This is a genomic window from Bacillus sp. FSL K6-6038 (genome assembly GCF_038050455.1).
GTDB classification, from domain to species: domain Bacteria; phylum Bacillota; class Bacilli; order Bacillales; family Bacillaceae_G; genus Bacillus_A; species Bacillus_A pseudomycoides.
Window position 1 is genome coordinate 2,461,819 of sequence record NZ_JBBOUH010000001.1, and the last position, 26,988, is coordinate 2,488,806.

Here is a 26,988-nt window from a genome sequence, read left to right on the forward strand (position 1 = left end):
TTGTTTGATATTTATATATCTTTAAAAAGAAGAACACGTGCTGGAGAGGCATCAGTTCCAACTAGTTTTAATGGTGCAGCTACCATAAAATACTGATCTGCCGGCACGTTTTTTAAACGTAATCCTTCAATGACGATAATATTTGCATCGAATAATGCCTTATGAGTTGGGTGTCCTGGTTGGCTACGTTCCACCCCGAGAGCATCAATACCAACTCCTCTAATGTTTCGCTTCGCTAGATAATGGGCACCGTCTTCTTTTAAAAAAATAAATTCATAATTAAACTCGTCTTCAAAAGAATTACGAGTTTTAAATAAGATAAAGTCATTCTCTTGAATATCGAGGTGTTGTAAATCAGTTATTGTAATTCCATCTTCAACAGTTGTTAAATCAAAAACTTTAACAGGTCCCACTAATTTTTCTAATGGAATACTTTCAAAGGTTGCTCCTTCGTTAATCATATGTAATGGTGCATCAATATGTGTACCTGTATGGACGTCTAATGTAATACGTGACTCCGTGACATGCGCATTTGTTGTTCTTGAAAATTGTGGTTGTTTTTCAGGCTTATTTTTGTAAACAGTCATCCCTTCAAATATAGGTGCTGTAATATCATGTATTTTCATTGTAACTTTCTCCTTTCAAATGAGAGGTTATCGTTGGCCACCAATGGAAGCGATCTCTTTCTAATAAAGCATCAGATTCTTTAGGGCCCATTGATCCAGACTCATAGTTAGGAAAATGTTTCGCCGGTTTATTACGCCAAACACTCGAGATTGTATCAACGAATTTCCAAGAAAGACATACTTCGTCCCAATGTGTAAAGTTAGTTGAATCACCACGCATACAATCGTATAGAAGAACCTGATATGCTTCAGGTGTATTCATTTTGTCCATACAGTTATTACAATAACTTAATTGGATGGGTGTCGAAGTAGTACCGCTATCGGTTTTTTGCGCATTTAAATGGAGGGTAATTCCTTCTTCCGGTTGAATATGAATGACCAATAAATTAGGATGAACTTTTTTTTCCTTATTAAAATATAGATTCATTGGTAAGTCTTTAAATTGTATGACAATTTCAGTTGATTTTTCTTGCATACGTTTCCCAGTTCGAATATAGAAAGGAACTCCTGACCACCTGAAATCTTCAATCATTAATTTACCAGAAACGAATGTTTCTGTGTTCGATTCTGAATCTACTGCGTTCTCTTCACGGTAGCTAATTACTTTTTCCTCGTCTATCATACCTGGTCCATACTGTCCTCGTACAAAATTATGTTCTACTGTTTCTTCTGAAAGTGGCTGTAAAGCACGTAGTACTTTGACTTTTTCACTTCGGATTTCATTTGCGGTTAGCTTTATTGGTGGTTCCATTGCAAGGAGTGCCACCATTTGTAACATATGATTTTGGACCATATCACGTAGTGCACCTGAATCTTCGTAATAGCGGCCTCGATCTTCTACTCCTAAAGTTTCACTTGAAGTAATTTGGATGTTAGCTATATATTGATTATTCCAAAGGGGTTCGAAAATTGCATTCGCAAATCGAATGACTTTAATGTTTTGAACCATTTCTTTACCTAAATAGTGGTCAATACGATAAATTTCATCTTCTGTGAAGGCATGGCGAATTTGATCATTTAATGCTTGTGCTGATTCATAATCATGTCCAAATGGCTTTTCAATCACTAAACGAATCCAACCTTCTGTTGAAGTTAATCCTTCTGATTTTAAATTCGTGGCAATTGTGCCGAAAAAATCAGGGGCCATTGCTAAATAAAACATACGATTCCCTTCGGTAAAATACCTTCCATCTAGAGTGATTAATAAACTTTTTAGCTCCTGATAAGAAGATAAATTCGTTACATCAAAAGGATGATAATAAAAATGGGAAGCGAATGTATCATGAGTCATGTTTTCTTCTTGTAAATTGTGAATAGATTGTTTAACATTTTCACGAAATTCTTCAGTAGATAATGGTCTTCTTGCCACACCAACAACGGCAAAGTTTTCAGAGATTTTCCCTTGTCGAAAGAGCCTGAAAAGAGACGGGAATAATTTGCGCTTTGCTAAATCACCTGTCGCACCAAAAATAACGATAATACATTTAGGAGTAGTATAATTTTTCATGGTTAAATAGCCCTCACTTTAAATGAAATTAGTTCCCACTTAGTATGGTGATTATTGAACAATACATGTAAGAGTAAGATAAAATAATTTTTATCCCGCTATTCGCGGGCAGTAAGACCCCCCCACCTCAAAATTCAGCGAAAGTACAGGAATTGAGTCGGAGATAAACTGCCCGTAAAAGCCCGATTGGTGAGGGCTAATAATTAGTGGGGGATGAAGAAAACCCGCACTGATTAAAGTTTCACTTTATCTGACATATATCGGTTAGCTGTTAAATATAAAAATTATAAAAGTGTTGTAATACTAAAAAAATAATTCCTTAGAGTTTTACTGAAAAGAACTTGTCTGAATCATAAAGGGAAAAAAAAGGTGGATTAGTATTCGGAGTTATCTTGAAAATCTTAACTTATTTTGGTATATTTTGTGATGATGCGTTGAGTTGTAAGAAGACTTACTTGATTTAAACACAATAGAAAACAATTACATTGATAAGAATGAACTTATGGAGGAACAATATGGGGAATCTTATTCTTTCTGAAAACTTTTTTGTGGAGGAATCGAAAAAGGAACCGTTATTTCAATTATTTGAAGAAGTGTTTCGTATTCCTGTTCAAACGTTACAAAATTTTGAGGCCAATGGATTTTGGGACACTACATACAAACCTTTTTCATATTTACAAGAAGGTCAAGTAATAGCAAATGTGTCTATGTTTTCGCTACCGATTTTTGTAAATGGAGAACGGATTTATGCAGCTGGTATTCAATCTGTCATGACACATCCAGAATATCGGAGAAAAGGCTTGATGAAGCAGCTGTTTTGTAAAGTATTACAAGAAATAGATACAAAGTATGAATGTGCAATATTATTTACAGAGAAACCGGAATTATATGAACCATTTGGTTTTCGAGTCGTACAAGAATATCTGATGACATTATCATATGATAATACTCTACCTCGCTCGTCTTCACTTCGAAAATTAAACTTTTATGATGAAAAAGATATGGAACTTATAAAGGGAATAATAGAAAACGCTCAACAGCTTTCAATGGAATTTTCAACATTAAACTATCAGTCTTCTTTTTATTTTAATATGTACGATGCGAAATGGAATGAAAAACTATATTATTCAAAGAAACTCGACGCGCTTATTGTATTTGAAGTGAAAAATCAAGTACTGAAACTATTTGGTATTTTCGCACAAATCTTTCCGATTTTAGATGATATATGTGCTGAAATATCTGAGCCATTTACAGAGATTGAATTTTACTTTTACCCTGATGAGTTAGGGCTTGAAGAGGTAGCGCACAAAGAGTTTCAATCTAAAAAACATTTGATGGTTCACGGTGGTGAAAAGATCGATTTTAAAGGATATAAATTTCCAGTTTTGACTGAATTTTAAATAGAATCTTAATCTAGAAGTAACTATTAACAGATACTTTTTGATTGGATTACAGGAAATGATAGATAAGTGAATTATGGAATGTTTAAGAAATTATACTTGTAGTCCATCAAAAGATAATGGATTTGAAACAGAATTTTTGGATTTTACAATTGAGCATACATAATTAAAATTAGCCGCATTCTATTATGAAAGAATGCGGCTTTTTGTTATTGTCTTGAAATAGAGTTAAATAAGCGTCCATAAAGTTTTGTGATAAAAGTCTTATTTTCCATCAAATTAAGGCACTTTGATTGACGAATGTATAATTAATACTCATCATTTAATAATGTTAAATATTAACCTGTAGAACATAATTGTAGTAGTGATGAAAATGTCCAGATGAATAGAATGGAGGGGGATTTGAGTTATAAAATGACAATTTCATAAGAAAAGGAGACAATGTATGAAATCATTTCGCAAATTGTTACAGTATTTAAAACCATACATGTTCTTCGCCGTTATTGGACCACTGTTTATGGTACTTGAGGTTGCGATGGATTTAATTCAACCGACAATTATGCAACATATTATTGATGTTGGAATTGCTAATCAAGATTTTCATTATGTAATTAAAATGGGAATTCTTATGATAGGAGCAGCAGCACTTGGATTAATTGGTGGGCTTGGATGTATGATGTATCCTACGAAAGCGGCTGTTAACTTCGCAACGGATATAAGAAAAGATGTTTTTACAAAAATCGAGAATCATTTGGGACTGGGAAATTACTAACGATTGTTACAAATGATATTACATCCATTCAAGCAGCCATGACGATGACATTACGCGTTCTTGTTCGTGGCCCATTATTATTTATAGGCAGTATCATTATTGTTTTTGTTACAGCAAAAGATCTATTTTCTATTCTACTTGTTGTTGTCCCTATTCTTTTAGTTGCAATTGTTTTTATCGCTGGGAATGCAAGTGGATCCTTTAGAAGGGTACAAGAAGCGCTAGATAAAGTGAATACAAAACTACAAGAAAATCTATCTGGTGTTCGCGTTGTAAAGGCTTATGTAAGACAGAATCATGAAATTTCTCAGTTTGAAAAAGTAAATAAAAACTTAACGGGCATTAATATTCGTGCAGTACAAATCATTTCATTAATGATGCCGATCATCATGCTCGTTGTAAATGGTGGTATTGTAGCTACCTTATGGATAGGTGGCGTAAAAAATTTTAATGGTACACTACAAGTTGGAGCGATTTTGGCATTTATTAACTATTTGAATATGATATTAATGTCACTTATGTCCATCAGTATGGTATTTATTCAAATTGCGCGTGCTTTCCCATCCGCTGATCGTGTGCAACAAGTACTAGAAACTAATGTTGATATTGAAAATGAAAAAAATGTGTATCAGCCGGAGGAAGTAAAGGGAAATGTTGAATTTAAGCATGTAAGTTACAGTTACAGTAAAAATAATGAATATGTTTTAAAAGATATTTCATTTACCGCAAGAAAAGGTGAAAAAATAGGGATTATTGGTCCTACAGGAAGTGGGAAATCTACTTTAGTTAAATTACTTCCACGTTTATATGATGTTGATCAAGGTGCGATTTTTGTTGATGGTGTCAATGTCAAAGAGTACGATTTACAGGTGCTTCGCTCTTCAATCGGATTTGTTCCACAAAAGGCATTGCTGTTTTCAGGGAGTATTGAAGAAAATATGCGATATGGTAAAGAAGAAGCAACGCAAGGTGAAATAGAATCTGCATCAGGGGCAGCTTGTGCAACGGAGTTTATAAATAAGCTTGAAAATACATATCAGTATAACTTAACGCAAGGCGCAACGAACCTTTCTGGTGGTCAAAAACAGCGTCTTTCTATCGCAAGGGCACTTGTTCGAAAGCCATCTATCCTTGTGTTAGATGATTCTACATCTGCAGTTGATGCAAAAGCAGAAGGAATTATACAAATAGCATTGAAAGAAGAACACACAGAAACGACAACATTTTTAATCGCCTCAAAAATATCATCTGTTATAGATGCTGATCAAATTCTAGTTTTAGATCATGGTGAGTTAGTTGGAAGTGGGACGCACGAATATTTAATAGAAACATGTGAAGTGTATCAAGATATATATCTTTCCCAAGGTGGTAGTTTGCATCAAGAAAGGGGGGAAGAGCATGCGTAATTTTCAAGGACAGTTCGGAAATAAAGGTGGACGTAGCAATTCCAAATCAGGAAAACCAAAAGATACAAAAGGAACTGTAATGAGGATTTGGAACTATATGGGTTATCAAAAAGCAGCTCTTATGTTCGTTACTGTTCTTGTATTTGTCACAACATTACTTGGTTTACTAGGTCCATATTATATGGGAGTTATTATTGATGAATATATCATACCAAGAGATTTAAATGGGACAGCAAGAATGTGTATGCTGCTCATTGGGATTTATGGCGTTACGGTATTATTAACGTGGCTGCAAACATACTTAATGGTTAATGTTGCATTAAAAACGATACAAAAAATAAGGCAAGATATTTTTGAAAAAATCCAAACGCTTTCTCTTCGTTTCTTTGATGTTCGTTCACAGGGAGATTTAATGAGTCGCGTTACAAATGATATCGATAGTTTAAACCAAGCGTTAACACAAAGTGTCGTGCAAATCATTTCGTCTGCTTTAACATTTGTTGGTGTGACGATTGCAATGTTTTCACTAGATTGGATTTTAGCAATTGTGACACTCATTACAGTACCCATCATGTTTTTTGTAACAAAAAAATTGGTTGCATATAGTGGTAAAAACTTTGCGAAGCGCCAAAAAGATTTAGGAGAATTGAACGGTTTTATTGAAGAAGCGATTACAGGTGCAGATGTTATTACGTTGTACGGAAAAGAAAAAGAAACAGTAAATAAATTTCATGCGATTAATGAACAACTTAGAATTTCTGCTACAAAAGCTGATACATTTTCAGCGTTTATCTTCCCAAGTATGAACTTTATTAACAACTTAGGGATGGGACTTGTTATCTTAGCAGGTGCTATTATGGTTTTAAATGGTATGACAACAGTTGGTGTCATCGCAGCTTTTATTAACTATTCTCGTCAATTCTCAAGACCACTTAGTCAGTTTGCAACGCTTATGAATACAATTCAAGCTGCAGTTGCTGGGGGAGAGCGAGTTTTTGAAATTATGGATGAAGTTCCAGAAATTCAAAACAAAAAAGATGCAATTGTTGTTCAGAATCTAAAAGGAAATGTTTCTTTCGAACATGTATCATTTGGATATACGAAAGAAAAAGAAATTTTAAAAGATGTAAACTTACATGCGCATCCAGGAGAAACGATTGCACTTGTTGGCCCCACTGGATCAGGAAAAACAACAGTCATTAATTTATTAACACGCTTTTATGATATTCATAAGGGCCAAATTAAGATTGATGGAAAAGATATAAAAGATTACGATATTAGCTCCTTACGAAGTAAAATAGGAGTCGTCTTGCAAGATACATATCTTTTTGCTGGTACAATTATGGATAATATCCGTTATGGACGGCTAGATGCAAGTAATGCAGAAGTTATTGCTGCAGCAATAACTTCTGCACATTTCTTTATTAAACATTTACCAAATCAATATGAAACAGAGATTGCTTCAGAAGGATCGAATTTAAGTCAGGGGCAAAAGCAACTGCTTGCAATTGCGAGAACAATTTTAGCAGATGCAGATATTTTAATTCTTGATGAAGCAACATCAAACATTGATACAAGAACAGAACTTCAAATTCAATCTGGATTAAACAATTTGATGAAGGGACGCACAAGCTTTGTAATTGCCCATCGATTAAAAACAATTGAAAGAGCGGATCAAATTTTGGTTATTCAAGATGGAGAAATTATTGAGAGGGGCAATCATGAATCTTTAATTGAAAGTCAAGGGTTCTATTATGGACTGTATACGAGTCAGTTTAAAATTTAAATTTAAATGTTGATGTAATGCGGTTTCTTGTATTTGAGAAACCGCATTTTTTTGTGATTGCAAACATCAGAAGTACAAAAAAAACAAAAGAGGGCGAAGAACCAAAATACGGATTCAAGCCAGTTGGTTTTTATTCATCTGTTGAAAAGGCGTGTATTGCTTTTTTGGATAAAGAATTGAAAGATAGTTAGGTCACAAGTTGAATTTATAAGCAATAGTAAGTTATCTCCTGAAAGTAAGAGGATCATTAAGGCATTTATTAAATCTTTAGTTTATGCAAAAGGCGTTGGATATGATAAACCAATGTATGAAGCTATGCTGGAGATAGAAAATGATTATACCTTATTTTCTTTGTTATATAGAAATTACACAATGGACTAGTAAACAACTTAATGAGACAAGCATATTATGAAGTGTGGGACGAGTTATCATAATTGAGATGATACTTGGAGCTCCATACTCCTTTCGCAAAAGAGTACCTAATGGCGGGTACTCTATTTTATTGAACAAAATGGACATTTGAATTGAAAGGATGATGGCAGTGGAAATAATTAATAAATTCGTTGATTACTTGAAGAAATTGGCTGGAAATAAAAAGGGAGTTATTGAAGAAGAGGATGTAAAAGATGTTTGCTGAGGATATAGAAGTTTATTTAAACAATAACGGACATATCTACTCTTACAGTGGGAAAGTAAAAAAATGGCAGAGCAAGTGTTGGTAATTGTCCATGTATTTTCTGAACTGATAATAGTTATTAAATAGAAGGAATGTAGTTGCAATTCAATTTAAGTGCTAACAAAACAAACGAACTCAACGAACCAAGATAGAGGGGGGAAATCATGGACTCTAATGTTACGTTTACTATGCAAATGAATGGTGAAAGTAAAGATGCTTCAAACAACATCTCTATATCCCGATACTAACTATACCAATGGTGAATGCTTGTTGTAATCCGTGTGAAATAATCTGGATAATCAAATAATAATATCATTTAATAGAGTCACCTTGTTTTGAACAAGAGTTTTCTACATAAATGTTCTTTCAAAATGAATAATCATTTACTTATTTTATAAGAGAAAGAGCATCTGTTATGGATGCTCTTTTTTGATGTGTATATATTACACAGTAAATTTAATTCTGAATAAAGTGAAAAATTCTATTTGTTTTTACCGCAATTACATCCCTTTTTCTTTACATATCCTTGGCGATATAGGTTTTGTGATGATTGGTAATTGGAAGATTGTGAAGATGAATTGCGGATATCTTTATTGTTAGAAGAATTTTTGTTAGAATCGTACTCTTTATTCATGATACCATCACCTCCAGTTTGATATATAAATAGTATATGTGAAAACTCTAGTAATCGTTACGGTAGTTTAAGGTAATGAAACAAGATGAAAATATGATTCGTACATACAAGACTTTTACAGTTCTAAAAAGATGTTTACAGAGTAAGTAAACATCTTTTTAGAACTCATTTTTCAACTTATTAACTCAAGTAAAATTCAATGTAATTTCTATAGGGTCTTAAGTGAAAGATACTTAAACTCTAATTTACTGGATAAAGAATAGCTTTGGGATTTTCATATATTTATAAAATTTAATGATAACTCCTCCTATTAATACCCTCAATATGGATGAAATGGAAACTGTTGTTGGTAGTATGAAGGTGGCTGCTCGGGATAGGTTGGGTTTTGAGGTAGTGTATTGTACATAGTATTTCGATTCTGAGTGCAGTTTGCCGGAGGGCCAATTACAGTAGTTGATTGAATAGGAGATATTGCTTTCTTCCACTCTTGTTCATCAAGACAATAGGTATGAGCCATTACATTTGAGGGTGTCAGCCTTAAAATATCTGAACCAAATATAACTTCTGGTGTAGGAGCGTTAAAAATTGCTAATAAATGTGTATTGTCTACAGAGGCAATTTCATAATGCCACCAACCTTGGGGTACGTTGGCAACTTGCCCTGGTTTAATAGGGAGATTAAGAATTTGATTCGTAAACGGGTTAAGTAATGAAACAATAGCTGCTCCAGAAATACAGTAAACAAGTTCAGCTGCATTTTGATGTACATGAGGTTCAACGACGTTACCAGTGCTTAAAAAAATATCTAATAACGATGTATTGTCTAATGTATTTAATTGTTTAATTCCCAGTACATTTATATAATTTTGCTCATCTTTTTTAAAAAAATTACTCGTACTTAGATCATGAGTGAAACGGACAGAGGGAGAGGTGTAATCTATATAAGAAGTCATTTATTCTTCCTGCCTTTCTGTTTTGAAATAGGATTAAGTATACGAATTAGGATATGAGTCTAGTTATTTTAGTGTGCAGTATTGATTGTACCTATTCGTATACAATGAATGTATTTTTGAATCAAATATAAAATAGAATTAGAGCGAATAAATGATGTTTTTTTTGAAAAAGCATGGGCTTCATTTACCTTGCAAATATCAAACTATTTTCGTAAATACATTGATACCTTTGAGTGATGTAACGTTTAAAGAAAAAAGGTATCGTATTCTTACATTCAGAATGATAAAGGAGTGAACGGCCATGTCATATAGTGAAATGATTAGAAAAGAAGTGCTGAGCTGGGAAGGGGTTTCTGAAAAACCACATCGATTTGGTGGTATTGAATTAAATTATAAAAAGAAAGAGTTAGGTCATCTTCATGGAGATACATTAGCTGATCTTCCATTTCCAAAATTAAAACGGGATGAATTGGTTAATCAAGGGTTAGCGCAGCCCCATCATGTATTACCTGAATCAGGATGGATTAGTTATCATATAAAAAGCGAAGAGGATCTTCCGGTTGTCATTGAACTTTTTCGGATGCAATATGATAGATTTACAAAAAAATTAGAGAAAAGATGAAGTTGGTATTTCATTTAAATACAAAATAACTAGGTATTTATACCTAGTTATTTTGTAAATTACAGAGGAATTTTGATTAATTCTTTGGAAAATAAATATGACCCGTACATACCTAATATTCTGGATAAAATATTATTAATATAAAATAAGGTAGTAAATTAATAATGTTTTTAAAAGTTATAAAAGGATAAAAAATATTAGATTTATACAATTCATGTTTGAATTATATGTATGAATTCAGTTAATATATGAAAAAATAGAATATTAACTGAGGAGTGTGAGTTGTTTATGAAAGAAGATATTAAGATTAGAGATGCCGAAATTAGTGATTTATCTAGTATAGTGGATATATACAATTCAACTATTTCAAGTAGAATGGTAACCGCTGATACAGAACCTGTTACTGTTAAGAGTAGAGAACAATGGTTTAATGAACATTCACCTTCTTTTAGACCTTTATGGATAATAGAATCTCAAGGAGAGATATGCGGATGGGTTAGTTTCCAATCCTTTTACGGTCGACCTGCTTATAATGGAACAGCTGAAATAAGTATATACATCCATCAAATGTATAGAGGTAGGGGGATGGGTAAACATATACTACATAAAGTGCTAGATACTTGTCCGAAGCTCAAGATTAAAACAATACTAGCGTTTATATTTGCTCATAATAAAGCTAGTCTTCAATTATTTTCTTGTTTTGATTTTGAAAAATGGGCGCATCTGCCTAACGTTGCAGAATTAGATGGGGTTGAAAGGGATTTAATCATTCTTGGTAAAAGGGTTTTATGATATTTTAATAAAATATCATAAAAGTAGTATAACAAGTTCAGTAAAATAAGAAATGATATTTGTATGTGGAAGTAGATAGTATGAAATTGGAGTTTAAAATAAACAAGCTAATTAATCTAGCTTGTTTATTTTAATATTATGCATTATTACATGCAAACGATTGCGTCTTTTCGTTTATAATGAAAGCGAATACATGAAATCTGTAAATTAAAGAGGAGAGAAGCAATGAAAAATCAGTTTCAATATTGTTGTATTGTCATTTTGTCTGTAGTGATGTTATTTGTATCATTATTAATTCCGCAAGCGAGTTCTGCAGCTGTAAATGGAAAAGGAATGAATCCAGATTACAAAGCATATTTAATGGCGCCATTAAAAAAGATACCGGAAGTAACAAATTGGGAGACATTTGAAAATGATTTACGATGGGCAAAACAAAATGGTTTTTATGCTATTACAGTTGATTTTTGGTGGGGGGATATGGAAAAGAACGGAGATCAGCAATTTGATTTTTCATACGCACAGCGCTTTGCTCAATCGGTAAAAAATGCAGGTATGAAAATGATTCCTATTATTTCCACACATCAGTGCGGTGGAAATGTTGGGGATGATTGCAATGTACCAATTCCTTCATGGGTTTGGAATCAAAAATCCGATGATAGCCTTTATTTTAAGTCTGAAACAGGAACTGTCAATAAAGAAACATTAAATCCACTTGCTTCAGATGTAATTCGAAAGGAATATGGTGAACTATATACAGCATTCGCAGCAGCTATGAAACCATATAAAGATGTAATCGCAAAAATATATTTATCTGGAGGACCAGCTGGTGAACTAAGATATCCTTCATATACAACTTCCGATGGGACAGGATATCCCTCACGTGGAAAGTTTCAAGCGTATACAGAGTTTGCAAAATCTAAATTTCGTTTATGGGTATTAAATAAATATGGTTCTCTAAATGAAGTGAATAAAGCATGGGGTACGAAACTGATTTCAGAGTTAGCAATTTTACCACCAAGCGATGGGGAACAATTTTTAATGAATGGATATCTTTCTATGTATGGAAAAGACTATTTAGAATGGTATCAGGGCATCTTGGAAAATCATACAAAATTAATTGGTGAATTAGCACATAATGCATTTGACACAACTTTCCAAGTACCAATTGGTGCAAAAATTGCAGGTGTACATTGGCAATATAATAACCCAACAATACCTCATGGAGCTGAAAAGCCTGCAGGGTATAATGATTATAGCCATTTACTTGATGCATTCAAAAGTGCAAAGCTAGATGTAACATTTACTTGTTTAGAAATGACAGATAAAGGTAGTTATCCGGAATATTCAATGCCAAAAACATTGGTACAAAATATTGCAACATTAGCCAATGAAAAGGGAATTGTATTAAACGGTGAAAATGCTTTAAGTATCGGAAATGAAGAAGAGTATAAACGAGTTGCAGAAATGGCTTTTAATTATAATTTTGCTGGATTTACGTTACTTCGTTATCAAGATGTAATGTATAACAATTCATTAATGGGGAAATTTAAAGATTTATTAGGTGTAACCCCTGTTATGCAAACGATTGTAGTAAAAAATGTTCCTACAACAATAGGAGATACTGTTTATATTACTGGGAATCGTGCGGAATTAGGAAGTTGGGACACAAAACAGTATCCAATTCAATTATATTATGATTCTCATAGTAATGATTGGAGAGGAAATGTTGTGTTGCCAGCTGAAAGAAATATAGAATTTAAAGCATTTATTAAAAGTAAAGATGGAACGGTTAAATCATGGCAAACAATACAACAAAGTTGGAATCCAGTGCCACTAAAGACTACCTCTCATACAAGTAGTTGGTAATTATATTATGTAAACAAAAAGATCCTTTAGTATGTGATAAAGGATCTTTTTGTTTTTGAAGGAAAAATAAATCTTAAAAGATGTCACATTCCTCTTTCTTCATCCGTCTTGTGTGTAGAACAATAAGGAGGGAATATATATGGAGAACTTTAATGTGGCAATTATAGGCGGGGGACTTGCTGGATTAACAGCTTCGATTTATTTAGCTAGGGAAGGTGAAAAAGTTGTTGTATTAGAGAAATCAAGTCGCTTTGGTGGAAGAGCAATAACAACGAATAAAAACGGAGTCCTTATGAATCTTGGGGCGCACGCTTTATATCGCGGGGGAGAAGCACTATCAACTTTTGAGGAACTTGGAATTAACATTCCAGGAGACATACCTTCAACTAGCGCGCATGGTATATGGAAAAATGATGTGTATACAATACCGACAGATTTTCGATCAATCTTATCTACACCATTACTTTCATGGGCGGCTAAAATACAATTTTCTCATCTGATGTTAAAGCTAGGGAAATTAGATTTAAATACAATTCCTAAAATGAGTCTGAGTGTATGGACAGAAAAAGAAATTAAAGATCCCATGGTAAGAAATATGTTTTATGCATTATGCCGAACATCAACTTACACATATGCTCCGACAATACAGTTAGCATCTTCTGTACTAAAACAAATACAACGATCAATGAAAGAAGGAGTCTTTTATGTAGATGGCGGATGGGAGACAATCATAACAAAGTTAAGAGAAGATGCTACAAATGCTGGAGTTCATTTTTTAGAGAGCAAAAATGTAGTTGAAATTGAGCACTGTGGTCATATTCAAAGAATTCGTTGTTCTGGTGACGAATTCTTTGAAGTCCCTACGGTTGTTATTACTATACCACCAAAAGAGGCTTGTAAAATTGTAAAAGGTGCAAGAGACACTATGCTGCGTATATGGGAAGAACAATCAGTGCCAGTTACAGTAGCTTCCTTAGATCTTGGCCTAAGAAAATTACCCAATCCATCATATCAATTTGCCTTAGGATTAGATCAACCTTTGTTTTTTACGAATCAATCGAGAGCCGCTAAGCTGAGTGACGATGGAACGGTAGTAGTGGGATTGATAAAATATCATAATCATGCATTACAGACTAGTAATTTTAATGATGATAAAACTTTGTTAGAACATACAATGGATTTATTACATCCGAAATGGCAACAGGAGTTAGTTGAAAAGCAATATTTACCTAAAATAACAGTTGTCTATGATTTTCCTCATATTGGCCGTACTGAAAATCCAGGGCCTAGGGTTCCTGAAATGCCAGGGATATATGTTGCAGGAGATTGGACTGGGCATGATGAATTATTAGCTGACGCTGCGGTTGCTAGCGGTAAACGAGCAGCACTACAAATTTTAGAACAAAGTAAAGTCACAAATTGAAAGAGGGTCATGTTAGTGTGGAAATGGAACAATTGTATCAAGCATATAAACCTTTATTGTTTTCTTTAGCCTATCGTATGCTCGGGAGTGTTATGGATGCTGAAGATATTGTTCATGATACATTTCTTTCATTAAGTCAAATAGAAGAGCTAGAGTCTGTTGATAATGTAAAAGCGTATTTGTGTAAGATGGTTATGAATCGTGCAATCGATAAATTACGTTCAACGGCACATAAACGAAATGTTTATGTTGGCATGTGGTTACCTGAACCACTTGTTGAAGAAAATGATGATCCCTCAATGACATATATAATGAAGGAGTCTATTTCTACAGCGTATCTTTTGCTTTTACAACAGTTATCTGAAGTTGAACGAGCGGTGTTTATATTACGAGAAGTCTTTGGCTATGATTATGATGAAATCGCATCAATTGTCGAAAAGAGTAGTGTGAACTGTCGACAAATCTTTCATCGGGCCAGAAAAAGTATAATAGATAAACCGAAAGCCTCAAAATTAAGTACAAAGCAAATGGCTGCATATGTAGAACAATTCGTTGCATCTTTGCAGCGAGGAGACGTACAGGAAATGTTAGGAATCTTAAAAACAGATGCAATATTTAAATCCGATGGTGGTGGAAAGGTTACAACGGCTCTTAAACCAGTTTACACACCTGAAAGGATTGTTCGCTTATTCTTAGGGATTACCAAAAAGTTACCAGAAGGACATTCCATTGCATTTAGAATGGTAAATGGTACACCAGGTATTATTGTAAATATAAATAATCGCGCTACGTATGTGCTTTCGTTTGAGTTTCAAGAAAAGAAAATCGCATCTATTTATATGATGATGAATCCAGAAAAGCTTATTCATTTAAATCAGAATGTATAGAATGAAAAAGACGCATCTCAAGAGAGATGCGTCTTCGATTTAAGATCATGTAATTTACTTCTCTAACATTTCAAGAGGAACATCCTTTTCGCCTAATACCTCGCACTTAATTTCTCCGTCCTCTTCGTAAATACGTTTAATAATCGGTATAGTTATCATTTGCTTTTTGTACTGCTTACGTTTTCTAGCAGCTTCTAAATTAATCACGTTCATGTTCAAAGCATCCTTTCTTACATACAGTTATAAACAAAAGAAAATGCGTCCGAAAAGGGCGCTTTTTTAATGTGAAATACCGATTAAAAATGATTTTATGATTGCATTTTGATTGTAAAATAATGTGAATGGAATAATTACACGTAGAAATTAACTTTACCAAAAAATGAAACAATATGCTACAAAAAATTTCAATTATTTGTTTTATAACAGGAAAAAGATTTTCGTTTCGCATATAATGAAAAGTAGACAAACATAATCAACTTTCTCATCAATTTTTAATCATTAAATTTGTTAGAAAGGCGATGAATAGTATGAATTCATTAGAATTATTGTTGCTAGAACTTGAAAAGTATGGGGAAGAGCATGATAGCAAAAAAGAAAAGCGAGAAGAAAAGTTAAGAAATGTTTCTCGTGAGATGGGACAATTTTTATCTATTTTAATAAAAGGGTGTAGTGCACAAAAAATTTTAGAAATCGGTACTTCAAATGGATATTCAACATTATGGCTGGCAAATGCGGCTGAAGAAACAAAAGGAAAGGTTACAACTGTTGAGCTTTCTTCAGAAAGGGTCGCAGAGGCACTTATGAATTTTGAAAAGGCAAATCTTAGATATCGGATTGATATTCATAATCAAGAAGCAGGAGCGTTTCTAGATGTACAAGTAAATCGTTCATTTGATTTTATTTTTCTAGATTCAGAGCGTACGCAATATATGTGGTGGTGGGAAAATATAAAACGCATATTAGAACCACAAGGATTTCTTGTCATTGATAATGCGACTTCGCATGCAGAAGAGTTAGCGGAATTTATTCAGATGATTGAAGAAGATGCTACATTTGAAACAGTATTACTAGCCTTTCAAAAAGGAGCATTTGTAGCACGAAAAAAAATAAAAAATATAGCCATAACAAACAAGGAGATTTAATAAAAAATGCGAATACATTCTTATTTCTATGAGCAGGCACAAAAATATCCTGACCGCGTTGCGCTTTCGGAACAACATAATAGTTGGACTTACAAAGAGTTGGCGCAATGTGTTTCAAATCGCGCATCAGCTCTTATGCAAGACGGAGCGATACCAGGGCATATTTTTATTATCAAGTTAGAAAATTGTATGGAATGGATTCAAGATGCACTTGCGGTTTCCAAAATTGGTGGAATTATAATGCCGGTTCATCCAGACGTTACCGAAATTGAATGGCAAACAATTATAAGTAGTACGGAGCCTAATTGGATTATCACATCCAAAGAGACTTTATGTCAAACAATGGAGCCTAATACCATCCCATTTCCTCTTAGACATGTGAGTAGTAAGGATGAGTTATACTTCTTTGGTTATACTTCAGGTTCAACAGGTACACCGAAAGGGTTTGTTAAAAGTCATCAATCTTGGACTAGTAGTTTTGAAGGGTGGAGTAAGGCATTTTCACTAATTGAATGCGATCGTGTAGTAGTTCCGCTACATTTTCTTATTCAGCCCAGCTATATCCGGCACTTCAGGCATTAGCTATAGGATCTGAGATTGTTTTATTATCTAAGTTCACACCAGAAGCCTTTTTAAAAGCGAAAGGATCGTGTGCTTCTATCACACCAGCTTTAATTGAACCTTTAATTCGCCATGCAAAGCAAAAACGAAGTGTGCAGGAAATGATTCCGAGGTGTATGATTTCAGTTGGGACAAAATTATCGCCTATACAAAGACAAAAATTTGAAGAATGTTTTCCTAAATCATTTTTGTATGAATATTACGGATCATCAGAAATGGGCTACGCCTCACTGTTAACACCGGAAGATGCAAGAACTGCACCTGAAACAGTCGGGATACCATTCCCAGATGTAGAGATTGCCTTTTTTAATGAGAAAAAAGAACGAATAGTAACTAATAAAGAAAACTTAGGGAAATTATTTGTTCGATCTGGTCAGGCTTTTGAAGGATATATTGCAAATGAAAAGCAAACAAAAGCAACTTTCATAGAAGATTGGGTAACATCACATGATATTGGTTTCCAAAGAGAAGATGGAAAAATTGTTTTAGTAGGTAGAGACCGAGATGTTATAAAAGCTGCTGGGAGTTTTGTGTATGCTGGTGAAATAGAGGATGTATTACTTAGAATCACCGGGGTTATAGAAGCAGTAGTGTTTTCGGAAAAAGATGAGAATCGCGGGGAAATTATACGGGCTGTTATCGTTAAGGAAGTTTCTCGAGAATTAGTAGATATTCAGAAAGAGTGCCGTCAAAAACTAATATCATATAAGCAGCCAAGAAATTGGACTGTACTATCACGTTTACCGAAGAAGCCGAACGGAAAGGTAGACAAAATGAAATTGAGGGCCGAATTGCTAGGCAATAAACTGTATAACATGTGAAGAATCCGTCTTCCGCACGTAGCCTTCTAGGTCTTAAGTCTGAGGAAAATAATGCACGAAACAGGTATACTTAGGATAAGAAACAGGGAATGACTGCATAAGCAGGAGTTTATTAAAAATCGATTTTAAACAAGTATTATACATGTTGAATACGATATATTAGATGAAATATAGTGCAAATAAATTCGCACATATAAATAAAGGAGCGATTTTGTGACTGAATTAGAGAAAAAAGAACATGTATCAGTAGTGAAAGATAATATGCAAGTAGTTGTTGATACAGTTATTAAAGATGAAGAGCTTGTTGAACTGAATAAAGAAGCTGATTTATATGTACAAAAGTTAAATAGTGAACAAAATACTGACCTTTCAAAAGTATTATCCCAGCTGGGAGATTTAGGAGATAAAGAGCAGCAAGCAGCAGGGCAAACATTATCAGCACTAAAACGTCCTGTTACTGCAATGATGAATGGAAAGAATGAAGAAATTCCAAATACGTTGTTAGAATTACGTAAAGTGGTATCAGAACTCGATCCCAATTCAATGAAAGCATCGGGAATGAAGAAGTTTATGTTTAAGGTTTTCAAGAAAAACCCACTTGAAACGTATGTGCATAAATATCAATCTATAGATAAACAAATTGAAGAAATCATACGAGCGTTGCTTATTGGGCGTGACAACTTACAAGAGGATACAATTGGTTTAGAAATGTTAAAAGAGCAATCACATGATAAAATTCATGCGCTTGATAAACAAGTATATTTAGGACGAAAACTCGCTGGCATGCTTGAAGTAGAAAAGCAAAATCCAGATCGGCAAAAGGATATTCCATTAATCAATGATGCGTTAGAAAAAATTCTTGTACGTACGCGTAACATGCAGCAAGCGAAAAGTGTATTACTGCAGTCTATTGCATCTGTAGACATTATTAAGAAGAATAATGAAAAGTTGACAGAAGCAATTCGTAATGCGATTACGATGACGCAAAACGTAGTTACTGTTTCAGCAGCGATTCAGCTGGCATTAACAAATCAACGTAAGACGATTGATGCAGTGAATGCGACAAACGAAGCAATTGAATCAATGGTGTTAAGTAACTCACAAGCATTAAAACAGAATACAGAAGAAACAACACAGTTACTTGAAAACCCAGCAATCAGCATGGATAAGCTACGCGAATCATTCCAAAATGTGTTTGCAGCTATTGAAGCATCTGAGAAATCATCAGAGCGTATTATTGAATCTAGTAAAAAGTTTGTTATTGAACTCGACACATTTAATGATGAAATGAAGCAGAAGCTCATTCAGCGTCCAAAGAAATAAAGAATCGTTAGAGGAGGTGAAAAAATGGGCTTTTTTAAATTAGTTTTAATACTAATTGGAGTATTGCTTTTAGTAGGATTTACAATTGTTGTCTTGCTTGTGTATTTCGGCCGGAAATTTTATTTATCATGGGCGAAACCGTATAAACGAGCGAATGAATCAATTGAAAAATTATCAAATAAATCAACAGCGTTCTTACAAGAATTTACGCAGCATCCACTTTTTTATCGCTGGATTCGTACAGAGGGGAAAAAGGAAAAACAAACATTGAATACTCTTTTCTGTGCGACGGATCAACGTACAAGAGAACAAGTTTTCTCTATGTTACCGAAAGATAAACAGAAAAAGGTACACGCTATGGCAAAAACAACGAAAAAAGTGACGAATGAAGATATCGATGTAGCAGCGATGAAAGTAAAAGATTTTTTACGACAAGAATCACAACAATCATCTAAGCCAACAGATTTATCGTTTTATAAATTGTATTTTTATGACCGTTATCCAGATGCATTAAATACAATTCAAGCGTATAAACGCGCAATCAATCCGTCACTACAAAGAACAGTCGATGAAATTACAATTGCCGTATTAAACGCACTTCCGTATTACCAAGAACATCGCATGTTTGAACAACAACACAAACTTGAAACTTTCTTAATGAAAGATTTAACGGATATGCTGTCACTAGTGGCTCAGTTACCGCCATCACAGCGTCCTGAAAAAGAAGAAGAATTGCAGGTTTACTTACAAAACTTCCAAAAAGAAATGGAAGCAGTAGAGCGTGATATTCGTGACTCCATTGATCATGATTTGAATGTGAAAATGAGAGCGGCGAAGGAAAAATTTAAGAATAAGTAAAAGAAAGCCTCTTGAGTCACGTACTCAAGAGGTTTTTGTAGTTTAACTATTTAGTTTGAATTGTATCCAAACTTACGCGTGCCTAATTTTTCTTTATATAGGCTTTCAATTTCAAGCACTTCAAGAGGTGTTAATGTTTTAGAGAGTGTTTGAAGAAGAGAAAAAGAAAAATTATATTTGTAATCAGGATTTTTATTAATTAATGATATTAACTGAACAGTATTCCTAGAAGTTGCTCCTTATTATCTGTAAATATAGGAGGAAATAAATAATTGTTTTCTTAGTATAGAATTTTTTGTTGCTATGGTACATTCTATAAGTTATTTCTTATTTATTAGTTAACTTGGATATTTCAATAGATTTTTGAGTGCAATGCTTCATAGCCGAAATAATAGCTGTTCTTAATCCTTTCTCTTCTAACGTTGCTACAGCTTCTATTGTCGTTCCACCTGGAGAACAAACCATGTCTTTAAGTGCACCTGGGTGTATTCCTGTTTCAAGTACCATTTTTGCAGAACCTAATACAGCTTGGGCTGCGAATTTATATGCTTGAGTTCTTGGCATACCATCTAGTACAGCAGCATCTGCCATAGCTTCTATAAACATATATACATATGCTGGAGAAGAACCACTTACAGATGTTACAACGTCCATTAATCTTTCATGTACTATCTCTGTTTGGCCAAAACTATTAAATATAGTTAGTATATCTTCTAGGTCTTTTTCCGTAACCATTTTATTAGCACATAATGCAGACATTCCTTCTCCAACAAGAGCAGGTGTATTAGGCATTACTCTAACAACTTTTAACTTTCTGCCAAAGGCGTCCTCAGTACTCTTAATGTTTTTCCCTGCAGCAATAGTTACTACTATTACATCGCTTTTTATCTGCTCTTTTATTTGGTTAATTACTGATGAGTATAGGTCTGGTTTGATTGATAAAATTAAAATATCAGCATTGTTAGCTACTTTATTGTTGTCAGTAGTTGTGATTATATCGTATTTTTCACTAGCATTTTTTAAATTAATGACATTTAAATCTGAACAAATTATTTTATCTGAGGAAACTATATTTTTGTTAATCATTCCACCTATCATAGCGATACCCATATTTCCGCATCCTATGAATCCTATTTGTTTGTTCATAATAATTCGCTCTCGCTCCTTTTAGTATAAATTTCATTAGATTGAAATTTATTATTCTAAAAAACTTTGTGATATCCTGTAAAAGAGAAATAGGCATTATAAATAATATCGAGATTACTATAAAAAAATATTTTAAGAGAGTACATTGTTTTTTGCAATACCAAATATGCATAGAAATCACTTTTATTGTGTACTAAACAAGCACATTTTCTATAGTTTGAAATTTTTATTATATTTCACTCTATAACATCTTAAATACTTTTGGAGAATATAACATATCATTATCAGTAGTATAATGAAAAGGGGAAATTGAAAGGATTGCTACGTAAAATATTTGAAAAAAAGCAATTTGATATACAGAGTACTTATGAAGTACTATATTCTTTCGGGAAAATTATACGTGTTAATACAAAATACCTCTTTTGTTGTACGTTAAGAGATATTTGTTCAGAAAACTATATCAACGTTTTCTAGATATAATCAAGTTAATAAAGTGCGTACAAGATTCAGTGATCAATTAATTTTTGGCGTTTTCTTTCTGAACATGTGGTTATCCTTTAAGAACGTTGTCATAGTAAATTTTTCTAGTCCTTAGCGTGCAATTTTCCAAGAATGGTGTTGTATTTTTATAAACCCTGATAATTTCCATTTATCAATAAAAATTAAATATGCAGCCTTCTTTGTTTTTTAAAACATCTCTTGACATAAAAATCCACTGTATTGCATAATATAAAAAATTAAAATTAAAATTAAAATTAAAATTAAAATTAAAATTAAAATTAAAATTAAAATTAAAATTAAAATCGTTGAAGGGAACTAGTACATATGTTTTCTTGCGCAAGAGAGTGGAATCCGCAGGCTGAAAGATTCCTCGCAAAGAAACTATCGAACCTATCCCCGAGTTTTAAACGAAAGTTTAAGCGTATGCCTGCGTTACAGGCGACAAGCGGATATGGATCATATCAATGAAGGTGGTACCGCGGAACGATGACCGTTTCGTCCTTTTTAAGGGCGGAGCGGTCTTTTTATTTGAATTTTTGTTGCGAAATGGGCATCATTGGCGGGGGATTTTTCACTGCAAATTGCACGCGGTAGAAGAGTATTTTGTTTCCATTCGAAAAAAGAAGCGGCACAACTTATAAAAAAATTTTCATTTTAGACGAGGAGGTACAAAAGTGAAAAAACAACGAATTGTCATAAAAATTGGAAGCAGTTCTTTGGCAGCGAACCAAGGCGGCATCTCTAACGAACAGCTTTCAGATCACGTTGCCGCCTTGGCACGGCTGAAACAGGAAGGACATGAAATTTTGCTGATTACGTCCGGGGCCGTCGCCGCAGGCTTCTCTGCTCTTGGGTATCCTGGACGGCCCGTGACAATCAAAGGAAAACAGGCTGCCGCCGCTGTCGGGCAAAGTCTCTTAATGCAGGCGTATACAGAGGAATTCCTCAAATATGGGATTGTTACCGCGCAGCTTCTACTAACAAGAAGCGATTTTTCTAGAAAAGAACAATACAGCAATGCCTATGCAACTTTATCAGAGCTGCTGGACCGCTCCGCCTTGCCTATCATCAATGAAAACGATTCTATTTCTGTAGAGGAGCTAACGTTTGGAGATAATGACATGCTGTCGGCTTTAGTAAGCGGGCTCGTGTCGGCAGATATGCTCATGATTTTTACGGATGTGAACGGTTTGTACGACCGGAATCCTCAGAAAAATCCGGACGCGAAAAAGTATTACTTTCTTCCTGACGTTACGGAAGAAATTGACGCTCTTGCCGGAGATGCTGGCTCAAAGCTCGGTACCGGCGGCATGAGATCGAAAATCGATGCAGCGAAGACGGCGCTGTCTCTCGGTGTGAGCGTATTCATCGGAACAGGACGCGGACAGGAGAAGTTTTTAGATGTTTTGAAAGGCAAAGGTGATGGAACGTATATCGGTAATACGCCGCAAAAAGTGATCAAGATGAACAAGCAATGGATTGCATTGCATTCGCTCGTGAGAGGACAAATCGAGGTGGATGCTGGCGCGGCCGCTGCTATCGTCCATCATGGAAAAAGTCTTCTGCCCGCTGGTGTTACCGGCGTGTTCGGGATCTTTCAGGCCGGCGAAGTGGTGGAGGTCATCACGCAAAAAGGACGCGTAATCGGCAAAGGGCAGTGCAGATATAGCGCAGAGGAATTGCGGGCGCTGAAAGGCATGCGGAGCCGTGACATTCAAGCGCGAGAAGAAAGGCATAGCTACGAGGTCATTCATAGGGATAATTGGGTTTCATCTTAAGAAAAACAGAAGCCAGCTTGTTTAGGTGCAAAAACCAAGGCTTTTCGTCTTAATTGGCATTTTTTTTCTTTTTCTCTGCTCAAAGCGTCAGTAACTTGAATGTTTAGACAGGATGAGCAACAGAACGTTAAGAGCCCGGTTGATTCAACTAATATCTGTGTAGGAGAGTTTTGGGTTGCAGTGCCTAGCTGGCGGAGTTAGACACGTCTCAAATTTTATCTTTAAAAGGGGGAAGCGAAAATGAACGAAGTATTAGCAAAGGGACAAAAAGCGAAAGCGGTTATGAGAGAGCTTGTGGCCAAATCGACGGATCAAAAAAATAAGGCGCTGGCGGCTATCGCTGAGAAATTGATGGCGGAGACATCCTACATTTTGACGGAAAACAAACGGGATATCGAACAAGGAAAAGCGAAAGGAATGTCTGCATCACTCCTTGACCGGCTCCTGTTGAACGAACAGCGCATCATTGACATGGCAGAGGGCATCCGGCAGCTGATTGATTTGCGTGACCCTGTCGGAGAGTGCGTGGCGGCATGGGAACGGCCGAACGGATTGTCCATTCAGGAGGTGCGCGTGCCACTCGGCGTTGTGGGGATGATTTACGAGGCGAGGCCAAATGTGACGGTGGATGCGGCCACGATTTGCTTGAAAACAGGAAACGCGGTGATTCTGCGCGGTAGTTCTTCCGCCATTTATTCCAACAAAGCCATTGTCGCTGTCATTCACCGGGCACTCGAACAAACTAGCCTGCCTCCAGACAGCGTACAGCTCATTGAAGATACGTCACGTGAAAGCGCAAAGCAGCTGTTTACATTGAACGAGCACTTAGATGTTCTTATTCCAAGAGGCGGCAAGCAGCTAATTGATATGGTAGTGAGAGAAGCGTCTGTCCCTGTATTAGAAACAGGTGCGGGAAATTGTCACATTTTCATTGATGAAACAGCAGATAAACAGATGGCATTCGACATTATTGTAAACGCTAAAACACAGCGCCCGTCCGTATGCAACGCTATTGAAACAATTGTACTTCATGAGAATTGGGTGGAGCGTTACGGTACTGAGCTGTTTTCCTTCTTGAAGGAAAAAGGAGTGGAGCTACGCGGGGATAAGAAAGCTTTGACAATTGATTCATCTCTTGTCCCTGCTTCAGAAGAAGACTGGCAAACAGAGTTTTTGTCTCTTACGCTGGCAGTCAAAATCGTTTCCTCGGTTGAAGAAGCGATTCGCCACATCAATGCTTATGGCTCCAAGCATTCCGAAGCGATTATTACAGAAAACGAAGGAAATGTCAGTGAATTTTTCATTTCCGTCGATGCCGCGGCGCTGTACCATAATGCTTCGACTCGCTTTACGGACGGCTTTGAATTTGGCTTCGGCGCCGAAATCGGCATCAGTACGCAAAAGCTGCACGCGCGGGGGCCGATGGGATTGCCTGCATTGACTTCCACGAAATATGTGATTCGTGGGAATGGACAGATTCGGGGATAAGAAGCAGAGGGCAGATGCAAAGCCCCTCCTGCTTTATTTTTGCTTTTGTTTGTACAGCCACTTATATGTTAATGAAAAAACGTTTAAAGGTAAATGACAGCAATATCGCCGGATACTACCTTTAATCCTATTAGAACCATATAACATGAAAAAATGGATGAACAGATCAAATATAGTAAATGCATACCCTTCCTAAGCCTGGGTAGTTTGTTTTTTAAATATGCGTAAGGTAAAATCCCTCATATATAGAGTGAGGGATTTTATGATTACTTCGCTTGTATAGTAGTTTTGCTAGAAGGGATACTCTCGTTATGCAACCGATCCAAAGCAGTCACCACATACGTATACGTCTTACCAGACACAGCTGTTTTATCTATATAAATTTCCCCAGGTTTTGTTTTTCGTACAGTAGTAAGTAAGTTTTCAGCTTTTTGAATGTCAACGTCATTCTTTTCATTTACTCGATAGATTGCATAATACGTAGAATCATTGTTTCTATCATCGATGATTCCTAAGGCAATACCATCATTTCTTGCAATAGCACCTTTTAAAGTAGGTTGCTTAGGTGGATCGTGATCTAGCCAAGGCATTGGTGGAATTAATGCAGGATGTGTATAAATATCTTTTTGTAGTCGATCTTTTATTCCTAATGGATTGTTATTTATATCTTTAAGGCTAAAGTGCATGCTACCTTTTATTTGTGAATATTGATGATTTAATGCAATTTGCCTTGGATATTCTTTAGGGTCTGACCAAGCGGGGACTGAGTTATTATTAATTTTATATGCAGCTTGTCCAATATATAGGTGAATTTGTTTGTTTTCTGTTTCTTTTATCCACCAATCTAGTAAAACGTCATATGCTGCAGGTGTAAAACCGATATTCCAATAGATTTGTGGTGTAATATAGTCAATATATCCTTTTTGTATCCATTCTCGTGTGTCAGCATATAGGTCATCATAATTTCTTTGTCCAGCAGTTGTATTAGAACCGGTTGGATCATCAGCAATATTCCTCCATACTCCAAATGGACTAATTCCAAATTTGACATACGATTTTTCTTGTTTAATAGCAGTATTTAATCCGTTTACAAGTTGGTTCACATTATCACGACGCCAGTCTTCAATGTTAGAAAATCGCCCATTATTATATGTTTCATATGTGTTTTGATCTGGAATTTCCTCACCCGCTACTTTGTAGGGATAAAAATAATCGTCCATGTGAAGTGCGTCAATGTCATAATTTTGTACAATTTCCAATGCACCTTCCGTTATAAAAGCTTTCACTTCTGGAATACCAGGATTATAGTATAGTTTCCCGCCGTAGGGTATGACCCAATCGGGATGTTGCTTTGCTGGGTGGTTTTCTGCTAATCGGTTTATATCGGTATGATTCATCGTTATTCTGTAGGGATTAATCCAAGCGTGGAATTCAAGATTTCTTTTATGTGCTTCTTCAATCATAAATGCGAGTGGATCATAACCGGGGTCTTTTCCTTGTATGCCTGTGAGATATTCGGACCAAGGGCCATATTGGGAAGGGTAAAAAGCGTCTGCGGTTGGTTTAATTTGAACAACAACTGCATTCATACCTAGATTTTTTACATCATCTAGTAGTTTGATAAATTCTTGTTTCAGCTTTTCGATAGGTAATCCTGGCTTAGAGGGCCAATCAATGTTGAGAACAGATGCAATCCATGCGGCGCGTAATTCATGTTTTTGATACGTAGTAGGTACTTCAGCTTGTGTGAACCTAGAGCTTATGAACAAGAAGGGAATAATCAAGATGACGCTACAACAACTCATCAATAATTTTCTGAAAATAATCGTACGCCTCCTTACATATTCTATTATCGAGACTACTATATCACGTGAATATAAGATTCACAATTGAGAAAGTAGGGGCTGAAACTTTTATTTAACATAAAAAATATTTTTTCTGAAATTTTATTTCGTCAGAAC

Annotated in this window: 19 protein-coding genes, 2 pseudogenes and 1 other annotated feature; of the genes and pseudogenes, 15 read left to right on the forward strand and 6 right to left on the reverse strand. The window is 35.1% G+C overall.

The genetic code is table 11. The features are described from left to right. Window positions 1–11: 11 nt before the first annotated feature. Both NSQ40_RS12670 and zwf read right to left on the reverse strand, forming a co-directional pair. Window positions 12–626: a cyclase family protein gene (locus NSQ40_RS12670; protein ID WP_033797583.1), complete on the reverse strand. Its 615-nt coding sequence runs from the start codon at window positions 624–626 to the stop codon at window positions 12–14. Further along, window positions 613–2,133, reverse strand: a complete 1,521-nt coding sequence (gene zwf / locus NSQ40_RS12675; protein ID WP_258248448.1) for a glucose-6-phosphate dehydrogenase — start codon at window positions 2,131–2,133, stop codon at window positions 613–615. Before zwf ends, NSQ40_RS12670 begins: the two co-directional genes overlap by 14 nt. Window positions 2,134–2,648: 515 nt before the next feature. Between zwf and NSQ40_RS12680 the strand changes: the two genes are divergently transcribed. The 3 genes and pseudogenes from NSQ40_RS12680 (at window position 2,649) to NSQ40_RS12690 (ending at window position 7,497) form a co-directional block, all read left to right on the forward strand. Next, a complete protein-coding gene (locus tag NSQ40_RS12680) occupies window positions 2,649–3,533 on the forward strand; it encodes a GNAT family N-acetyltransferase (protein WP_258248449.1) in 885 nt (294 codons plus the stop codon). Window positions 3,534–3,978: 445 nt separating this feature from the next. Next, a pseudogene (locus NSQ40_RS12685) lies at window positions 3,979–5,711 on the forward strand (ABC transporter ATP-binding protein). After that, a complete protein-coding gene (locus NSQ40_RS12690; protein WP_258248450.1) occupies window positions 5,704–7,497 on the forward strand; it encodes an ABC transporter ATP-binding protein in 1,794 nt (597 codons plus the stop codon). The pseudogene NSQ40_RS12685 and the gene NSQ40_RS12690 overlap by 8 nt, the downstream one beginning before the upstream one ends. A gap of 1,629 nt (window positions 7,498–9,126) precedes the next feature. Here the strand turns inward: NSQ40_RS12690 and NSQ40_RS12695 are convergent. Then, window positions 9,127–9,759 (reverse strand): cupin domain-containing protein, encoded by a 633-nt coding sequence (locus tag NSQ40_RS12695; protein WP_097787505.1) that lies wholly within the window; start codon window positions 9,757–9,759, stop codon window positions 9,127–9,129. A 301-nt stretch (window positions 9,760–10,060) separates the two neighbouring features. Here NSQ40_RS12695 and NSQ40_RS12700 point away from each other — a divergent pair, with 301 nt between their 5' ends. From NSQ40_RS12700 to NSQ40_RS12720, 5 genes are all read left to right on the forward strand, one after another. Beyond that, window positions 10,061–10,381: a luciferase domain-containing protein gene (locus tag NSQ40_RS12700; RefSeq protein ID WP_018767029.1), complete on the forward strand. Its 321-nt coding sequence runs from the start codon at window positions 10,061–10,063 to the stop codon at window positions 10,379–10,381. Window positions 10,382–10,669: 288 nt separating this feature from the next. After that, the gene (locus NSQ40_RS12705) at window positions 10,670–11,173 is read left to right on the forward strand and encodes a GNAT family N-acetyltransferase (protein ID WP_003197676.1); all 504 of its coding nucleotides are present in this window, start codon (window positions 10,670–10,672) and stop codon (window positions 11,171–11,173) included. Between the two features lie 225 nt (window positions 11,174–11,398). Next, window positions 11,399–13,039 (forward strand): beta-amylase, encoded by a 1,641-nt coding sequence (gene spoII / locus NSQ40_RS12710; protein WP_018780455.1) that lies wholly within the window; start codon window positions 11,399–11,401, stop codon window positions 13,037–13,039. 139 nt (window positions 13,040–13,178) lie between these two features. Further along, the gene (locus tag NSQ40_RS12715) at window positions 13,179–14,462 is read left to right on the forward strand and encodes a protoporphyrinogen/coproporphyrinogen oxidase (RefSeq protein WP_097787507.1); all 1,284 of its coding nucleotides are present in this window, start codon (window positions 13,179–13,181) and stop codon (window positions 14,460–14,462) included. Window positions 14,463–14,479: 17 nt separating this feature from the next. Beyond that, a complete protein-coding gene (locus tag NSQ40_RS12720) occupies window positions 14,480–15,349 on the forward strand; it encodes a sigma-70 family RNA polymerase sigma factor (RefSeq protein ID WP_033797587.1) in 870 nt (289 codons plus the stop codon). 54 nt (window positions 15,350–15,403) lie between these two features. On the opposite strand, the gene NSQ40_RS12725 is transcribed toward NSQ40_RS12720, so the two are convergent. Further along, window positions 15,404–15,562, reverse strand: coding sequence for a hypothetical protein (locus NSQ40_RS12725; protein ID WP_018767033.1), 159 nt, complete (start codon window positions 15,560–15,562; stop codon window positions 15,404–15,406). A 305-nt stretch (window positions 15,563–15,867) separates the two neighbouring features. On the opposite strand from NSQ40_RS12725, the gene NSQ40_RS12730 reads away from it, so the two are divergent. From NSQ40_RS12730 to NSQ40_RS12750, 5 genes and pseudogenes are all read left to right on the forward strand, one after another. Further along, window positions 15,868–16,491, forward strand: a complete 624-nt coding sequence (locus tag NSQ40_RS12730) for an O-methyltransferase (protein WP_003207169.1) — start codon at window positions 15,868–15,870, stop codon at window positions 16,489–16,491. Between the two features lie 6 nt (window positions 16,492–16,497). Beyond that, window positions 16,498–17,444 (forward strand): annotated as a pseudogene (locus NSQ40_RS12735) (class I adenylate-forming enzyme family protein); the annotation flags it as partial. 258 nt (window positions 17,445–17,702) lie between these two features. Beyond that, window positions 17,703–17,933 carry an AMP-binding enzyme gene (locus tag NSQ40_RS12740; protein ID WP_239500036.1) on the forward strand — a complete coding sequence of 77 codons (231 nt, stop codon included), beginning with the start codon at window positions 17,703–17,705 and terminating at the stop codon, window positions 17,931–17,933. 213 nt (window positions 17,934–18,146) lie between these two features. After that, window positions 18,147–19,256, forward strand: coding sequence for a toxic anion resistance protein (locus NSQ40_RS12745; protein ID WP_003197687.1), 1,110 nt, complete (start codon window positions 18,147–18,149; stop codon window positions 19,254–19,256). A 24-nt stretch (window positions 19,257–19,280) separates the two neighbouring features. After that, a complete protein-coding gene (locus tag NSQ40_RS12750) occupies window positions 19,281–20,114 on the forward strand; it encodes a DUF3974 domain-containing protein (protein ID WP_097787510.1) in 834 nt (277 codons plus the stop codon). Window positions 20,115–20,441: 327 nt separating this feature from the next. Here NSQ40_RS12750 and proC read toward each other — a convergent pair whose 3' ends face one another. Further along, on the reverse strand, window positions 20,442–21,260 hold the full coding sequence (gene proC / locus NSQ40_RS12755; protein ID WP_026008671.1) for a pyrroline-5-carboxylate reductase: 819 nt from the start codon (window positions 21,258–21,260) through the stop codon (window positions 20,442–20,444). A 797-nt stretch (window positions 21,261–22,057) separates the two neighbouring features. Continuing rightward, window positions 22,058–22,267: a binding site (T-box leader), on the forward strand. Between the two features lie 168 nt (window positions 22,268–22,435). On the opposite strand from proC, the gene proB reads away from it, so the two are divergent. Continuing rightward, on the forward strand, window positions 22,436–23,539 hold the full coding sequence (gene proB / locus NSQ40_RS12760) for a glutamate 5-kinase (protein WP_258248451.1): 1,104 nt from the start codon (window positions 22,436–22,438) through the stop codon (window positions 23,537–23,539). 240 nt (window positions 23,540–23,779) lie between these two features. Further along, window positions 23,780–25,027 (forward strand): glutamate-5-semialdehyde dehydrogenase, encoded by a 1,248-nt coding sequence (locus tag NSQ40_RS12765; RefSeq protein WP_003207177.1) that lies wholly within the window; start codon window positions 23,780–23,782, stop codon window positions 25,025–25,027. A gap of 266 nt (window positions 25,028–25,293) precedes the next feature. On the opposite strand, the gene NSQ40_RS12770 is transcribed toward NSQ40_RS12765, so the two are convergent. Further along, window positions 25,294–26,853 carry a glycoside hydrolase family 10 protein gene (locus NSQ40_RS12770; protein WP_033796149.1) on the reverse strand — a complete coding sequence of 520 codons (1,560 nt, stop codon included), beginning with the start codon at window positions 26,851–26,853 and terminating at the stop codon, window positions 25,294–25,296. Window positions 26,854–26,988 lie beyond the last annotated feature (135 nt).

Coding starts and splice junctions, on each gene's coding strand:
- NSQ40_RS12680 (WP_258248449.1), top strand. CDS start 2,649: ATGGGGAATCTTATTCTTTCTGAAAACTTTTTTGTGGAGGAATCGAAA.
- NSQ40_RS12705 (WP_003197676.1), top strand. CDS start 10,670: ATGAAAGAAGATATTAAGATTAGAGATGCCGAAATTAGTGATTTATCT.
- NSQ40_RS12730 (WP_003207169.1), top strand. CDS start 15,868: ATGAATAGTATGAATTCATTAGAATTATTGTTGCTAGAACTTGAAAAG.
- NSQ40_RS12765 (WP_003207177.1), top strand. CDS start 23,780: ATGAACGAAGTATTAGCAAAGGGACAAAAAGCGAAAGCGGTTATGAGA.
- NSQ40_RS12670 (WP_033797583.1), bottom strand. CDS start 626: ATGAAAATACATGATATTACAGCACCTATATTTGAAGGGATGACTGTT.
- NSQ40_RS12725 (WP_018767033.1), bottom strand. CDS start 15,562: ATGAACGTGATTAATTTAGAAGCTGCTAGAAAACGTAAGCAGTACAAA.
- NSQ40_RS12715 (WP_097787507.1), top strand. CDS start 13,179: ATGGAGAACTTTAATGTGGCAATTATAGGCGGGGGACTTGCTGGATTA.
- NSQ40_RS12700 (WP_018767029.1), top strand. CDS start 10,061: ATGTCATATAGTGAAATGATTAGAAAAGAAGTGCTGAGCTGGGAAGGG.
- zwf (WP_258248448.1), bottom strand. CDS start 2,133: ATGAAAAATTATACTACTCCTAAATGTATTATCGTTATTTTTGGTGCG.
- proC (WP_026008671.1), bottom strand. CDS start 21,260: ATGAACAAACAAATAGGATTCATAGGATGCGGAAATATGGGTATCGCT.
- NSQ40_RS12695 (WP_097787505.1), bottom strand. CDS start 9,759: ATGACTTCTTATATAGATTACACCTCTCCCTCTGTCCGTTTCACTCAT.
- NSQ40_RS12750 (WP_097787510.1), top strand. CDS start 19,281: ATGGGCTTTTTTAAATTAGTTTTAATACTAATTGGAGTATTGCTTTTA.
- NSQ40_RS12690 (WP_258248450.1), top strand. CDS start 5,704: ATGCGTAATTTTCAAGGACAGTTCGGAAATAAAGGTGGACGTAGCAAT.
- spoII (WP_018780455.1), top strand. CDS start 11,399: ATGAAAAATCAGTTTCAATATTGTTGTATTGTCATTTTGTCTGTAGTG.